This is a genomic window from Agrobacterium sp. LAD9 (assembly GCF_003031125.1).
Taxonomy (GTDB): Bacteria; Pseudomonadota; Alphaproteobacteria; order Rhizobiales; family Rhizobiaceae; genus Agrobacterium; species Agrobacterium radiobacter.
In genome coordinates this window covers 102,673-116,820 of record NZ_PHGS01000015.1, presented here as the reverse complement: position 1 = coordinate 116,820, position 14,148 = coordinate 102,673, and the positions used below count along the sequence as shown (strand labels likewise).

At 59.7% G+C, this 14,148-nt stretch carries 15 protein-coding genes; 8 read left to right on the top strand and 7 right to left on the bottom strand.

All coding sequences use genetic code 11. The features are described from left to right. The first annotated feature begins 290 nt into the window (after positions 1–290). From DA915_RS17030 to DA915_RS17015, 4 genes are read left to right on the top strand one after another with little or no spacing between them, the layout of a single operon-like run. Positions 291–1,223 (top strand): ABC transporter permease, encoded by a 933-nt coding sequence (locus DA915_RS17030; protein ID WP_020810717.1) that lies wholly within the window; start codon positions 291–293, stop codon positions 1,221–1,223. Beyond that, positions 1,220–2,023, top strand: coding sequence for an ABC transporter permease (locus DA915_RS17025; RefSeq protein WP_003505942.1), 804 nt, complete (start codon positions 1,220–1,222; stop codon positions 2,021–2,023). The genes DA915_RS17030 and DA915_RS17025 overlap by 4 nt, the downstream gene beginning before the upstream one ends. 25 nt (positions 2,024–2,048) lie before the next feature. Further along, a complete protein-coding gene (locus tag DA915_RS17020; protein ID WP_003505945.1) occupies positions 2,049–3,125 on the top strand; it encodes an ABC transporter substrate-binding protein in 1,077 nt (358 codons plus the stop codon). A gap of 9 nt (positions 3,126–3,134) precedes the next feature. Further along, positions 3,135–4,238, top strand: a complete 1,104-nt coding sequence (locus DA915_RS17015) for an ABC transporter ATP-binding protein (protein WP_107676689.1) — start codon at positions 3,135–3,137, stop codon at positions 4,236–4,238. A gap of 135 nt (positions 4,239–4,373) precedes the next feature. On the opposite strand, the gene DA915_RS17010 is transcribed toward DA915_RS17015, so the two are convergent. From DA915_RS17010 to accB, 6 genes are read right to left on the bottom strand one after another with little or no spacing between them, the layout of a single operon-like run. Continuing rightward, complete coding sequence (locus DA915_RS17010; protein WP_107676688.1) at positions 4,374–5,141, bottom strand: 5-oxoprolinase subunit PxpA; 768 nt, start codon at positions 5,139–5,141, stop codon at positions 4,374–4,376. A gap of 25 nt (positions 5,142–5,166) precedes the next feature. Continuing rightward, entirely contained in the window at positions 5,167–6,165 is a 999-nt protein-coding gene (locus DA915_RS17005; RefSeq protein ID WP_107676687.1) for a biotin-dependent carboxyltransferase family protein, read from the bottom strand. Then, entirely contained in the window at positions 6,162–6,875 is a 714-nt protein-coding gene (gene pxpB, locus DA915_RS17000; protein WP_107676686.1) for a 5-oxoprolinase subunit PxpB, read from the bottom strand. The genes DA915_RS17005 and pxpB overlap by 4 nt, the downstream gene beginning before the upstream one ends. Beyond that, on the bottom strand, positions 6,872–7,312 hold the full coding sequence (locus tag DA915_RS16995) for a biotin/lipoyl-containing protein (RefSeq protein WP_107676685.1): 441 nt from the start codon (positions 7,310–7,312) through the stop codon (positions 6,872–6,874). Before DA915_RS16995 ends, pxpB begins: the two co-directional genes overlap by 4 nt. After that, complete coding sequence (gene accC / locus DA915_RS16990) at positions 7,309–8,703, bottom strand: acetyl-CoA carboxylase biotin carboxylase subunit (protein ID WP_107676684.1); 1,395 nt, start codon at positions 8,701–8,703, stop codon at positions 7,309–7,311. Before accC ends, DA915_RS16995 begins: the two co-directional genes overlap by 4 nt. Further along, positions 8,700–9,167, bottom strand: coding sequence for an acetyl-CoA carboxylase biotin carboxyl carrier protein (accB, locus tag DA915_RS16985; protein ID WP_107676683.1), 468 nt, complete (start codon positions 9,165–9,167; stop codon positions 8,700–8,702). The genes accC and accB overlap by 4 nt, the downstream gene beginning before the upstream one ends. A gap of 194 nt (positions 9,168–9,361) precedes the next feature. Here accB and DA915_RS16980 point away from each other — a divergent pair, with 194 nt between their 5' ends. Then, the gene (locus DA915_RS16980) at positions 9,362–10,288 is read left to right on the top strand and encodes a DMT family transporter (RefSeq protein WP_080864689.1); all 927 of its coding nucleotides are present in this window, start codon (positions 9,362–9,364) and stop codon (positions 10,286–10,288) included. Here the strand turns inward: DA915_RS16980 and DA915_RS16975 are convergent. After that, positions 10,269–11,186 (bottom strand): DMT family transporter, encoded by a 918-nt coding sequence (locus DA915_RS16975; RefSeq protein ID WP_107676682.1) that lies wholly within the window; start codon positions 11,184–11,186, stop codon positions 10,269–10,271. The two genes, DA915_RS16980 and DA915_RS16975, sit on opposite strands and share 20 nt — an antisense overlap. A 209-nt stretch (positions 11,187–11,395) precedes the next feature. Here DA915_RS16975 and DA915_RS16970 point away from each other — a divergent pair, with 209 nt between their 5' ends. From DA915_RS16970 to DA915_RS16960, 3 genes are all read left to right on the top strand, one after another. After that, positions 11,396–12,283 (top strand): LysR family transcriptional regulator, encoded by an 888-nt coding sequence (locus DA915_RS16970; RefSeq protein ID WP_020810704.1) that lies wholly within the window; start codon positions 11,396–11,398, stop codon positions 12,281–12,283. A 94-nt stretch (positions 12,284–12,377) separates the two neighbouring features. Continuing rightward, a complete protein-coding gene (locus tag DA915_RS16965; protein WP_107676681.1) occupies positions 12,378–13,331 on the top strand; it encodes a tripartite tricarboxylate transporter substrate binding protein in 954 nt (317 codons plus the stop codon). An 86-nt stretch (positions 13,332–13,417) separates the two neighbouring features. Further along, on the top strand, positions 13,418–14,086 hold the full coding sequence (locus DA915_RS16960) for a 4-carboxy-4-hydroxy-2-oxoadipate aldolase/oxaloacetate decarboxylase (RefSeq protein ID WP_107676680.1): 669 nt from the start codon (positions 13,418–13,420) through the stop codon (positions 14,084–14,086). Positions 14,087–14,148 lie beyond the last annotated feature (62 nt).

Below are 14,148 nucleotides of genomic sequence, written 5' to 3'. Positions count from 1 at the left end.
CTGAGAGGGCGCAGGTCCATACTCGTATGCGATGACCTAAGAGCAATAAACTATTATGCAGCGCGTCGGCTTAGCCCCTAAGCTCCTGACAACAACAAGGGAACGACGCATCGGACAATATTACCCAAAGAGGTAACCGGCGCGAAAATGCAGAAACATGCGACAGGGGCCGGCAAAAGACCGGATACCTCGACAGGGAGCACACCAGCAAATTCTAGTCATAGGGCCTGGACGATTTCGTTCGGCTCAACGCGATGCCTCGTGCCGTATTCAACGCGACGGGAGTATAGATGTCGGATATTGCGATCATGGAACCACATGCCCCGCCACGCCGTGGAGTTTCCGGCTGGAAAGCCATCGAGCGCCGGCTGTTTTCGCCCGGCATACTCATCCTGCCGCTTCTGATCTTTCTCACGATCTTTTTCTTCTGGCCGGCAATTCGGCTGATGACCTTCAGCGTCATGACGCAGAATTCGCAAGGGTTGATCGGTGCCCCCTTCACGCTTGCACACTATGTGAGGTTTTTCGAGGTCGATCTTTACCAGAAAGTGCTCTGGGCGACGATCCGCATCAGCCTGATCACTTCGGCTCTCGCGGCTATACTCGCCTATCCGGTCGCGACCGTTCTCGTGCGCGGCAATATCGTCACGACCCGCATCATCACGCTGATCGTCATCGCACCGCTGGCCGTCAGCGTCGTGGTTCGCGCTTACGGCTGGCAGCTCATTCTGGGCAATGGTCCGACCGGTCTCTTGAACTACATCCTGATGAATCTGGGCATCATAGATAGCCCGTTGACGCTGCTTTTTTCGGACGCCGCCGTCATCATCGGCTCTCTGCACATCTTCTTCCCGATGATGGTGCTGCCGCTGTCGTCCGCGCTTGGCAAGATCGATCCCAATCTGCAGCAGGCCGCGCGCACGCTCGGCGCGCCAGCGTGGAAAGTTTTCCTGCGGATCACTTTCCCGCTCAGCCTTCCCGGCCTCGTGGCGGGTTTCACGCTGGTGTTCTCACTCGCCTCCGCATCCTATGTCATTCCTGCTTTGATCGGCGGTCCCGGCTCGCAAATGCTCGGCAACATGGTCGAACAGCAGGTTCTCGCGGTCTATGACTGGCCGTTCGGCGCCACCATCGCCACCATCCTCGTCTTCATCGTCATTCTGATCAACGCCGTCTCGATGAGGCTGCTCGGCGGGCGTCGTATCAAGGCAAGTGCATCATGAACAACAAGCTGACCGGCACACCCGCCATCGTACTTTATGCGATCACCGCTGCCATGATGGTCTTCATTTTGGCTCCGATCGTCCTTGTCGTCGCCATCTCGTTTTCCGACAGCTATTTCGTCACCTTCCCGCCGCAGGGTTTCACCTTCCGCTGGTATGCGGCGGTAATGCAGAACGAGGAATTCACCGCCGGCCTCACCTTCAGTGCGGCGCTTGCGGTGGCGACCACCATTCTGTCGCTGGCACTTGGCGTTCCCGCAGCCTTCGCGCTCTCCCGGGGTAAATTCATCGGCCGCTCGCTGATGAAGGGGCTACTGCTTTCGCCGCTGATCTTTCCCGTGCTGGTGACCGGCCTTGCGCTGCTGCAGCTCTTTTCCGGCTATGGCTGGATGGATACCAAGCTGAAGCTTCTCATCGCCCACACCGTCGTGACGTCGCCCTATGTGATCCGCACGGTGTTGACCAGCCTCCAGCTCGTCAATGTCAGCCTCGAGGAAGCGGCGCGCACGCTTGGCGCCACCCGCTGGAAAACCTTCACGCGGGTGATCTTTCCGCAGATCGCGCCCGGTGTCGCCTCCGGCTCGATCTTCTGCTTCATGGTTTCTTTCGACAATTATCCCGTTTCGATGTGGCTGGCCGATTCCGCGAACCTGCCCGTGCCCATCGTTCTCTATCGCCAGATTGGTACGGTCTTTGATCCTTCGGTCGCGACCATGTCCACCATCATCATCGTTCTGGCGGTTACCGTCGTGCTCGTTCTCGACAGGCTGGTTGGGCTGCGCCGGGCAATGGCAATGTAAATCAACAACAAGAGGGGTACCGGAAATGACAGACAAGACCATCATCATGAAACGGCGCAGTTTCCTCACAGTCACCGCAGGCGCGCTCGCCACACCCTATTTTTATACCGCGGCTTCCGCGCAGGACCGCACCATGTATGTCGGCGTCTATAATTCGGCGCAGGGCGGGCTGATCAAGAAGGAAGTGATCCCGGCCTTCGAAAAGGAATATAAGTGCCGGGTCCTGACGACTGAAGGCGCAACGCTTGCCAATATCGCCACGCTGCGCGCCACCCGCGAAAATCCGCAATATAGCGTGATGTCGATGGACGATGTCGGCGTTCCCCAGGCCAAGGAGGAAGGCCTGATCGAGCAATTGCCGATCGACGAAATCCCCAACCTCAAGAACGTCTATTCCCGTTATCTTTTCGAAGACAATTTCGGCGTCGGTTTTGCAATTTCGATTGCCGGCCTGTTCTACAATCCGACAACGGGCAAGCCGTTCGAAAGTTACGAACAGATGTTCGACAAGAAATATGCCCGCCGGATGCTTCTGAATACGCCGAAGAATACCCAGAGCGTTCTGATGCTGATGGTGGCAGCCGCACTTGCGACCGGCAAGCCGCTGAAAGAAGCGCAATATGCCACCGATGCAGGCTGGGCGAAACTTGCCGACCTGAAGCCGAACGTCCTTTCCATCTATGATGCGGAAGCGCAGACGATGATGGTTGCGCAGGGCCAGGCGGATTTCGGCGGCATCGAATATTCCAAGGCCGTTTATCCACACACCAAAAAGGGCGTGCCGCTGGACATGACCTTCCCGAAGGAAGGCGCATTCACCGGCATCAACTCCATCGCGCTGGTCAAGGGCGGGCCGCACCGCGATCTCGCTCTCGCCTATATCAACCGCATCCTCGACCCCGGCGTGCAGAAGATGCTGTCTGAAGCCACGCTCAGCGCCCCCTCCGTCAAGGGCATCGAGTTCGGCGCGGATACGGCGAAGTTCCTTGCCTATCCGGAAGCGAAGATGGAATCGCTGAACCTCTTCACGCCGGACTGGAAATACATCATTCCGCGCCGCGCGCAGTGGCTCGAAAAATACAACCAGACCTTTAACGGCTGAGGAACGCAAATGAAATCCGTAGAAGTCCGCCTGGAAAGACTGACCAAGCATTACAGCGGTCAGGTCGTTGCCGTCGATGATGTTTCGCTTACCGTCAAGGCAGGGGAAATCCTGGCGCTTCTCGGTCCGAGCGGATGCGGGAAAACGACCTGCCTTCGCATGATTGCGGGGCTCGTCGATCCCACCTCGGGTGAAATCGTGGTCGGCGGCAAGCCGACCACGCGCACCCCGGTTCATCGCCGCAATGTCGGCATGCTGTTTCAGAACTACGCCCTGTTTCCCCATATGACCGTTGCCGAAAACGTCGCCTTCGGTCTCGAGATGCGGGGCGTTTCCAAGGCCGATCGGGAAGGGCGTGTGAAGCAGGCGCTCGATCTCGTTCAGCTGCACGCCTTCGGCGACCGGCTGCCGGCGCAGCTTTCCGGCGGCCAGCAGCAGCGTGTCGCACTGGCGCGCGCTCTGGTGATCGAACCTTCGATGCTGCTTCTGGACGAGCCGCTTGGGGCGCTCGACAAAGGCCTTCGGGAAAGCATGCAGGTCGAAATCCGCAGCCTGCAGCAACGGCTTGGCCTCACCACCATCATGGTGACGCATGATCAGGACGAGGCCCTGACCATGGCGGACCAGATCGCCGTGATGCGGGACGGTAATCTCGAGCAGATCGCGCCGGCAGGCGAAATCTACCAGAAGCCGCTGACACGTTTCGTCGCCGGTTTCATCGGCGCCTCGAACTTTTTCGAGGCGACTGTCAAGGAACGCAATGGTCGCGCAGCGCGGCTTGTGACCGGTGCCGGGGTGCGGCTGGATGTGGATGACATGGGTACGGTCCAGGGCGACAAGGTCGTCGTGACCGTCCGCCCCGAGGCCATCTCGGTCTCACCGCTTGCGGCCGATACGGATGAAAACGCCGCCAATTCCACGATGGCGCGGGTGGAGCAGGTCGTCTATCGCGGCTTCATGCTCCACTATTATCTGCGGCTTGATAATGGCGAGCCGATGATCGCCTACCGGCAGACCCAGACGGAAGGGTTCACCAATGCCGTCAGTGCTGCTGGCGACCGGGTGAGGCTGAGCTGGACGAACGACAGCAATCACGTGATCCAGCTGAATTGATGCTTCGTCGGCCGGATCGGTTCACCAGTCCAGCCGACGAACAATACCTGAAAATGTAACGGCACCGTGCTCCAGAAATGATGCACGGTGTCGTAATTGTTTGATTGTCAATGATAAGGGCAAAGCGGGCCGCCCTCAGACGACCACTTCGCGGGCCGGAACGACGCTGCCGCCGCAGGCTTCCACTTCGCTGCGCACCGTGCGAGCAAGCTCCAGCGAACCGGGTGTATCGCTGTGAACGAGGATCGATCTGGCGCGAACGGGGATGATCTCGCCTTCGATCGTCGTGACCGTGCCTTTTTCCAGAAACTGGCGCACGCGTGCGCGCACTTTTCCCTCTTCCTTGATGACGGAATTGGGCAGCTTGCGCGGCACGAGCTGACCTTTTACATCATAGGCACGATCGGCGAGGAAGAGGTTGAGCACCTTCAGCCCGCAATCCAGCGCGGCCTTTTCGATCAGCATGTCCGGCATCGAAAAGACGATGAGATTGGGATCGACCGCTTTGATCTTTTTCATGATCCGTTCGGCAAGGGCCGCGTCGCGGTTGATCATGTTGCCCATGGCAGCATGGAAGCTGATGTGAGAAAGCGCGACATCCTGCGCCCTCGCAATCGCCGATAGCGCGCCGAGCTGGTAGAGAACCTGCTGTTCCATTTCTTCCGCGTCGACGGGAATTTCGCGGCGGCCAAAGCCGAGACGGTCGGCAAGGCCCGGATGAGCGCCGACGCCGACGCCGTTCTGTTTGGCCAGACGCACCATGCGCGCCATCATTTCCGGATCGCCCGCATGGAATCCGCAGGCGATATTTGCCGAAGAGACGACTTCCATAAGTTTCTCGTCGTCGCAGACCTTATAGACGCCGAAACCTTCGCCCATATCGGAATTAACATCGATCTTCATGGTTCCCTCTCCTTGTTTTTCAGGATTATCGTTTTGCGAGCGTGCCGAGTGCGGCGGTAATCAGCGGCAGGGTCTTGCGGATATCTGCGAAATAGGCGTCGATCGCCTGTTCGACTTCCAGCGCTTCGCGCACCGTTGCCTGCACGAAGCGGATGCGGCTGCCGATGCGCGCCTGTCCGAGCCGCCACAGATCGCTGTCGATGATGCCGGCCATCTTGGGATAACCGCCGGCCGTGTTTGCGTCGCTCATCTGGATGATCGGCTCGCCGCTTGGCGGCACCTGAACCACCCCGGGAATGACGCCGTAAGAACGCAGCTCCACCGGGGCCGAAAGTGTCATCGGCGTTCCGGCAAGCCGGTAACCGGTGCGGTCGCTCTGTGAGGTGATTTTCCAGGCCTCCGACCAGAAACGTTCGGCGCCTTCGCCGAAAAGATCGTGCTCGGCGGCTGGAATGGCGCGCAGCAGCAATTCGCCATTGTCGGACACTGGAAACATATCCGGCATCGCATCGGCAAGCGGCATGACGCCAAGACCGCTTGCGGGCAGCGCTGGGGCCTCGGATAGCAGAACGGCAAGCCTGTCGCCGGTGGCGAGATGGCGTCCTTCGTGGCCGCCAAAGGAACCGCGAAGCGAGGTGCTGCGCGATCCCATCACCACCGGAACGTCGATACCGCCCTGAAGGCAGAGATAGGCACGGGCATTCTTCAGCGGTGTCGAAAGCTCGAGTATTTGACCTTTTTCAGCCCGAGTGCACCAGTAGGGTGGCAGGTCCGCACCATCAAGCCGTGCCGCGCAATCTGCGCCGGTCACGGCGAAGGTCAGGGCCTCTTCGAACTCGATGCGGAAAGGGAAGGTCTGGATTTCAATCGCGGCGGCGTCTTCGCCGTTGCCGACGAGGATATTGCCGACCCTGAGCGCAATGGGATCCATCGCGCCCGTGGCGGTGATGCCGATATTGCGGTAACCCGCGCGGCCGAGATCCTGGACGGTGTTCAGCGGTCCGCAGGCAAGAATATGGATCATAGTTCGATCCTTTCAGGAAGGAAACGAACCCGGTCGCCGGGCGCAAGCACCGCCGGCTGCTCGGCCGCGGCGTCGAACATGGTGATTTCGGTGAAACCCAGCGAATTCCAGCCATTAGGCCCGGTCAGGACCGAGATGCCAGACTGCATACCGCCGATCGTCACCATGCCTTTCAGCATGCGCAGCGACGGGACTTTCTTGCGTGGCATGAAAATGCGTGGATCGAGACCGCCGAGATAACCAAAGCCCGGCGCGCTGCCGACGGCGAAAACCGTATAGGTCTGCTCGAAGTGCAGGCGCACGACTTCCTTGTCCGGCAGACCCGAATAATCGCAGATCGCGGCAAGGTCGATGGCGTGCTCGCCGCCATAGGTCGTCGGCACCTCGATGGTCTTGCCCAGAAGATCGAGTTCGGTCGTGCGTTGCCAGATGTCGAGAAGCTCGTCCTGCAAACGCCCGGCATCTTCAGGCGTACCACGCAGCACGATCAGGAGGTTGGTCATGCCGGGTATCAGTTCCAGCACATCGGGGCGGTCCTTCAGCGCGCGTGTCAGCGCCCAGATGCGCCGCTGTGCAGGCAGGTCCAGCTCGCCGGGCGCTTCGATCAGAAAGGTCTTGTTGCCGATCATCGAGATTTTCGGCAGGCCCAGATGGGCGGGGGAAAGATGGGGCGTTTTCAGCGGGAGGTTGCTCATTGACGTCACCATCATGCTTCGGTCTTGAGAAGGGTGGAGCCATATCCGACAAGCGCACCGGCTTCTGCCACCACTTCGGTGACGGTGCCGGCTTTGTCGGCGATCACCGGAACGATCACGGGTCCGACTGTCACGAATGCAACGATTTCGCCCTTCACTACCGATTTTCCTGTCTGGATCGGGCGGTCGGGGCGCTGCGGATGCGCTGGGGTGAAGATGCCGGCAATCGGTGCGCGGGCAAGGATGTCTCCGGTCTTTGCCGGCGCCTTGGCCGTCTCGGCAGGGCGCGGTGCGGCAGGAGCCTGGCCCCCTGCCATGGCGACGATCTTCAGTGACCCATCCGGCGTCTCTATTTCGATGGCGGATACGTTGTTGCGCTCAAGGTAAGCGGCAAGATCGGCAATGATGCCAGGCTCGCTGTAGCGGGATATCGAAACAGACTGTCGCTTCATTTTGAACTCCGCGCTGCAAGCCAGTGTTCGAGGTAATGGATGTCAGTGCCGCCTTCGGAGAAGGCCGGGTCTTCCAATATTTCCCGATGCAGCGGCAGGTTGGTGGAGACGCCTTCTATGCGCATTTCGCCAAGCGCGCGGCGCATGCGCATGATCGCCTGCTCGCGCGTCGGCGCATGGACGATGAGCTTGGCGATCAGGGAATCGTAATGGGCGGAAACCCGATAGCCCGCTGTTACATGGGTATCGACCCGCACGCCGGGGCCGCCCGGCAAGTGGAGAGCCGTGATCAGACCGGGGCAGGGAATGAAGCTGTAGGGATCTTCGGCATTGATGCGGCACTCGATCGAGTGTCCCTCGCAGACGATGTCCTCCTGCGAAATTTCCAGCGGATGGCCGAGAGCGACGAGAAGCTGCTGGCGCACCAGATCCACGCCCGAGGTCATTTCCGTTACCGGATGTTCGACCTGCAGACGTGTGTTCATCTCGATAAAGTAGAATTCGCCGTTTTCGTAGAGAAACTCGAAGGTGCCGACGCCGCGATAACCGATCTGGCGGCACGCTTCAACGCAGCGATTGCCGACAAAGGCCGCAACATCAGACGGGATGCCGATGGCCGGACCTTCCTCGACGACTTTCTGGTGCCGGCGCTGCATCGAGCAATCGCGCAGGCCAACCCAGACGCCGCCGCCCTGACCATCGCAGAGAACCTGAATTTCGACATGGCGCGGATGTTCGAGGAATTTTTCGATATAGAGTTCCGGCGTTCCGAAGGCACGGCTTGCCTCTTCGCGCGTAACGAGAACGGCGTCGTGAAGGGTGGAGGCATCATGAACGACGCGCATGCCACGTCCACCGCCGCCGCCGGCTGCCTTGACGATGACGGGATAGCCGATCTCAGTGGCGATTTTCGAAACCTCCGCCATATCATCCGGCAGGGCGGAATCGGGGCCGGGAACGCAGGGCACGCCGGCCTCCATCATCGCCCGTTTTGCCGCGATCTTGTCGCCCATGGTGCGGATGGCGTCGGCACGTGGGCCGATGAAAACCGCACCCGCTTCCTCAACCGCTTCCGAAAACGATGCCCTTTCGGAGAGAAAACCATAACCGGGATGAACTGCACCGGCGCCCGTCAGCTTCATGGCAAGCAGGATAGCCGGCACGTTGAGATAGCTCTGGCCGGGAGAAGCCGGGCCGATGCAGATGGCGGTATCGGCCGCCTTCAGATAATCCGCATCCTTGTCCGCTTCCGAATAGACCATGATGGTCTTCAGGCCGAATTCACGGCAGGCGCGCTGCACGCGGAGTGCGATTTCGCCGCGATTGGCGATGAGGACGCTGTCGAATGCCCTTTGCCCGGCTGCTTCCTTTGGAAGTGTTGCATCCATCATTCGAACTCCAGCACTGGCTGTCCAAGTTCGACGTCTTCGCCGTCATTGGCGATGAATCTGGCGATCCTGCCGCTTCGTTCGGCTCTCACGGTGTTGAACACTTTCATCGCTTCGATGATGAAGAGTTCCTGCCCTTCCCTAACCTCGTCTCCGGCTTCAGCGAAGGGTGCCGAGCCCGGGCTCGGAGCGCGATGGAAAAGACCGAATGAGGGTGCCGCGACGATGCCGGAGGGCGCCGGTGCCGCTGTGGCGGATGCCGGTGCCTGTTCTTCGGCGCGGGGTGCCTCGTCGGGTGCCGCTTCCGCCACCGGAATGGTGCGGGGCTGCGATGATGTCGCGTGCTGTGAAACGGCATTGTTTTCGCGAATGATCCGGACCGTGGTTCCCTCCTGGCTCACGGTCAATTCGGACACTCGCGAAGAGCCGACAAACTCGATCAGTTTCTTGATCTTTTCCAGATCCATATTGGTTTCCAACGTCTTTTTTGTCCCCACGGCGGCGGGCAAGCGGAGCGGAATCCGCACCCTGTCCATCAGCAACAGCTACCATGGAGGCGGGATTGATGGGGTCAGACGAAGTTTCTATGGACACGGGTTTGAGGTTTGATATCCCGCCGCCGCGTGGTGAAACGGTTCGAAGACGTCCGAAGGAACGAACCATGGATTCCCGCAAAGGCATTCTCCTCAAAATCTCCGCAGCGCTCGCTCTGGTGCTTATGGGCGCCTGCATCAGCGGTCTCAGGGGCGAAATACCCATCGGACAGGTCGTTTTTTTCAGGTCGGCGGTGGCCATGCTGCCGCTCTGTCTGTGGATGGCCGTGCAGGGAGGATTTCGGAAACAGGTTGCGACCAGCCACATTGGCGGGCATCTGGTGAGGAGTTTTTCCGGCACCGGCGGCATGGTCTTCAGCTATCTGGCGCTGGCTTACATTCCGCTCGCCGATGCGACGGCCATCAGCTATGCCACGCCGCTTTTTACCGTCATTCTGGCGGTCTTTCTTTTGAAGGAGGTCGTGAGGATTTATCGCTGGACGGCGGTGGTCTTCGGGCTGTGCGGCATCGTGCTGATCCTGTCGCCGCATTTTTCCTTCGATGTTTCGGATGTCGCCTCCGGTTCGGGTGTTGCCATGCTCGGTGGTCTGTTCGGTCTGGCAGCGGCTTTTTTCTCCGCCATATCGATGATCCAGATCCGGCATCTGACGCAGACGGAAAATACCGGTGCGATCATCTTCTATTTCACTCTCCTCACAACGGTCATCGGTTTTGCCAGCATCGGCATGGGCTGGACAATGCCGACCGCGTGGCAATGGACCCTGCTGATCGGCACCGGTCTCATTGGCGGGATCGCGCAGATACTGGTGACGCTGAGCCTGCGTTATGCCGAGGCTTCGCTGCTGGCTCCGTTCGATTACACGACGATGATCTGGGCGCTATTGATTGGTTATGCCTTCATGGATCAGGTGCCCGCACTGACGACCATTCTCGGAGCCTCGATCGTGGTTGCCGCCGGCTTGTTCACGTTGTGGCGGGAAAGGCGGCTGCACAAAAAGCGCGTCACGGAACAGCTTACGCTGTCGGCTCCCTGACGGCCTGTTTCGTCAGCCGGTTTTCGCGCCACATGGCGAACAGCCCGGCGGCGATGACCGTCAAAGCGCCAATGATGGTCGCACCTGTCGGCACTTCGGCCATGAAGAGATAACCGAGGGCGATCGCCCAGATCATCGTCGTGTAATCGAACGGCGCCAGCAGGGAGGCCTGGGCATGGCGCAGGCTGAGCGTCATGGTGATCTGGCCGATGCCGCCGGCAAGCCCGCCGCCGGCGAGCAGCAGAAACTGGTTGAAATCCGGCATCTTCCATCCAAATCCAAGCGTGGCGAAGCCGGCGACGACACCCGTCAGCGTATAGATGAGCACGATGCGCGACGGCTTTTCGATGCTGTTCAGATGGCGGACGGCGATGGAGGAAAAGGCCGCGCAAAGCGCGCCGGTCAGCGCCAGCGCCGTTCCGATCATCGCAATGCTGTCGATCTGGGTGGGGCCTGACACGGCGTCAAACACCAGGTTGGGCGAGAGCGTTATGAAGACGCCGATGAAGCCCGTCAGTACGGCGGACCAGCGATATATCCGCACTTTTTCGCGCAAAAGCAGCGCGGCCAGCATGATGGTGAAAAGCGGTGTCGTGTAGCTCAGCACCGTGACATTCACCAGCGGCAGATAGGCGAGCGCCAGAAAACCGAAGAACATGCCGCCCAATCCAGCCGAGCTGCCCGCAAGCAGGCGGCCGATATTTTTCGCGGCCGGCACGGTTATTCGCTCGGAGGAGGCGATGAACCAGAGACAGAGGGGAATGAGGGCAAAAAATCCCCGGCAGAAGACGACTTCGCCGACCGGAATCGCCCCCTCCAAACCCTTCACGCAGGCGGACATGACTGTGAATGCCAGCATGGCCGCCAGCTTGAGCAAAATACCTGTCTTAGGATCCATCCCGCTCCCCATCGCAGCAAAGACCGTGTCATGGGGAAGAGGCGGAGAATAGCCATGGTTGCTGGCCATAAGAATCTTGTCTTACCCCATCATGCGCAGCTTGCCCCTTTGAAAAGCGGTGGAACCACTCGATGGTGCTTTTGCCCTAGGCTCCGGCGGCGATTTGGTGTCATGATCGCATCTCGAACCGGTGGGAGGTTTAAGCCGACATGTTGGATTTGCGCAGGCTGCGATATCTGGTCGCGATTGCCGATTGCGGTTCCATGTCGGCGGCGGCGCGGCAATTGGGGATCGCCCAGCCGGCGCTCAGTCACCACATCACGGAACTGGAGCGGCTGGTGGGTTTCCCCGTGCTGCACAGGCTGGCGCGCGGCGTGAAGGCGACGGAGAAGGGTGAAATACTCCTTATTCATGCCCGGGAGATTACCGAGAAGGTCAGGCAGGCGGAGGCGGAAATCCGGGCCATGGCCTATCTGGATGAACGGGTGATCCGGCTGAGCCTTATTCCCTCCTGGGCCACGGCCTTTGCGCCGAACATCATCAGTGAGGTTGCCGCTTCTATGCCAAAGGTTTCGCTGCGGCTGATAGAGGCGCGCAATGACGAATCTCTGCGCCTCATTCGTCTCGGCAAGGTGGATATGGCTGTCGCGCTGGTCGGCGCGGAGGACAAGGCCGATGATCTTATCATCAAGGAGAGCCTTTTTGCGGTGTCTTCCCGACCCATCGGTCGGTCGATGCCGCTCGAGGCTGTGGCGGGGCTCAACCTTATCCTGCCGCCGAAGGACAACCCGCTGCGCGTATCGATCGACGAGGCCGCCGCCCGCGCCGGCATCACGCTGAACGTGACCATGGAGATCGACGGGCAGGATACAATCAAACGCGCCGTCAGCGCCGGTATTGGCGCGACGATTCTGTCATGGAATTCGGTGCAGCAGGAACAGGAGGCCGGTCAGCTTCAGGCCGCTCATATTACCGATCCCGTCATTTATCGCTCCATCCATTTGCTGAGGAACAGGGAGGTGGACGAGCGGACGTTCAGGCTGTTCCGAGACCTGTTGCGGGCCGTCGCAAGACGCGAGTCGGCATTCAACCCATAAACGATTTGTATGGGTAAGTTGAAAACTCGGTATTTGTATTGTTGATGGCTTCTTCCTAGCCTCCCCGGTGAAAGTATATCGGGGAGGAAAAGATATGCGTTTGAAGACATCTCTGTTCGGCATGCTGGCGGCTGCGGGAATTCTGGCTGCCGGAGGGGCGGCGGCGGAATATCCGGAGCGGCCGGTGACGCTCGTCATCGGTTATCCGGCCGGCGGCGGCACCGATATACAGTCACGGGCGCTGGTGCCCTATCTCGAAAAATATCTCGGCACATCGGTCGTGGTGGAAAACCGCGAAGGTGCTGGCGGGCTGATCGGCGCGACCTATATCGCCAATGCGAAACCTGACGGATACACGATCGGGGCGTTGAATTTCCCCTCCATGTATTCGCCGATCGTGCAGGGCAATGCCAGCTATAAGCAGGACGCCTTCACGCCGCTCGCCAACCAGATCGGCGGCGATCTGGCGTTGACGGTCAACAAGGTATCGCCGATCAAGACAGCCAAGGAATTCGTTGAAGCGGCCAAGGCGAACCCGGTCGTCGTTGGCGTGACGGGTATCGGCCATCCAAGCCAGATCACCGCCCTGCTGTTCGAGGAAGCGGCGGGCGTGAAGCTCAATTTCGTCCCCTTCAATGGGGGCGGACCAGCACGGCTCGCCATGCTCGGCAACCACGTCACACTCGGTTTCATGAACTTGAACGAGGTTTTTGCCGACAATCGTTCGGGTGCGCTTCGTGTTCTGGCGACATCAGGCACTGAGCGCTCGCCGCTCTCGCCAGATGTGCCGACCTTCAAGGAAGCCGGTTACGACGTTCAGTTCAGCCTGCTTGCAGGTTTTGGTGCACCGAAAGGCCTGCCGGCGGATGTCGAGGCCAAGCTGGTCGATGCATTCCAGAAGGCGCTGAAGGACCCGGATTATCTTGCCGAGGCCAAAAAGCGCGAACTGACCATGCTGCCGCTGACCCAGGCGGAATTTGCCGAGGCGCTCAAGAAGGGCAACGCCAATCTGGCCGAGCTCTGGAAAAGCAAGCCCTGGACGAAATAAGCGGCGCTTCTCTCACCACTAACCGAAATGACGCTTGGGCCTGTGCGTGGCCCGGGCATGACCCACTGTTGAAAGGAATCCGGCCAATGGCCCATGTCATCCGCAATTTCCAGCGCCCCTCAAGGGCTGATATTGAGGCGATCAGCAAATTCAGCCCCGCAACCATTCACGAGGCGCAGGGCAAGCTTGGCGCTCTCGATTATCGCATCAAGCCGATCAAGCCCGGCCTGAAAATCTGCGGCCCGGCAATCACCGCAAAATGCCATATCGGCGATAATCTGATGATTTTCGAAGCTATTAATCTGGCAAAGCCCGGCGACGTGCTGGTCATCGATGGCGGTGACAATCCAAATCAGGGCGGCTTTGGCGATGTGCTGGCCGCCGCCTGTATCGGCAAGGGCATTGTCGGCTTCGTGGTCAGCGCCGCGGTGCGTGATGGCAAGGGGCTGCGCGAAATCGGTTTTCCGGTTTTCTCGCTCGGGCTTTGCATGAAGGGCACGTCCAAGGACACGCTCGGCACCATCAACCATCCGGTCGTGGTGGGCGGTGAACTGATCAGCCCCGGCGATATCGTCTGTGGCGACGATGACGGCGTTGTCGTCGTGCGTGAGAAGGATATCGCGAAACTCGTCAAGGCCTGCCAGGAGCGCGACGACCACGAGAACCACATGATGGGACTGCACCGCCAGGGCAAGATGGATATCGAGGATCGTTACGACATGATGCGCTCGAAGGGGTGCGTCTGGGCGGATTGAGCCGGATATTCGATATTTGGATACGCCGTGTCGGGAGGCACGGCGTATCCCTCAACGAGGAG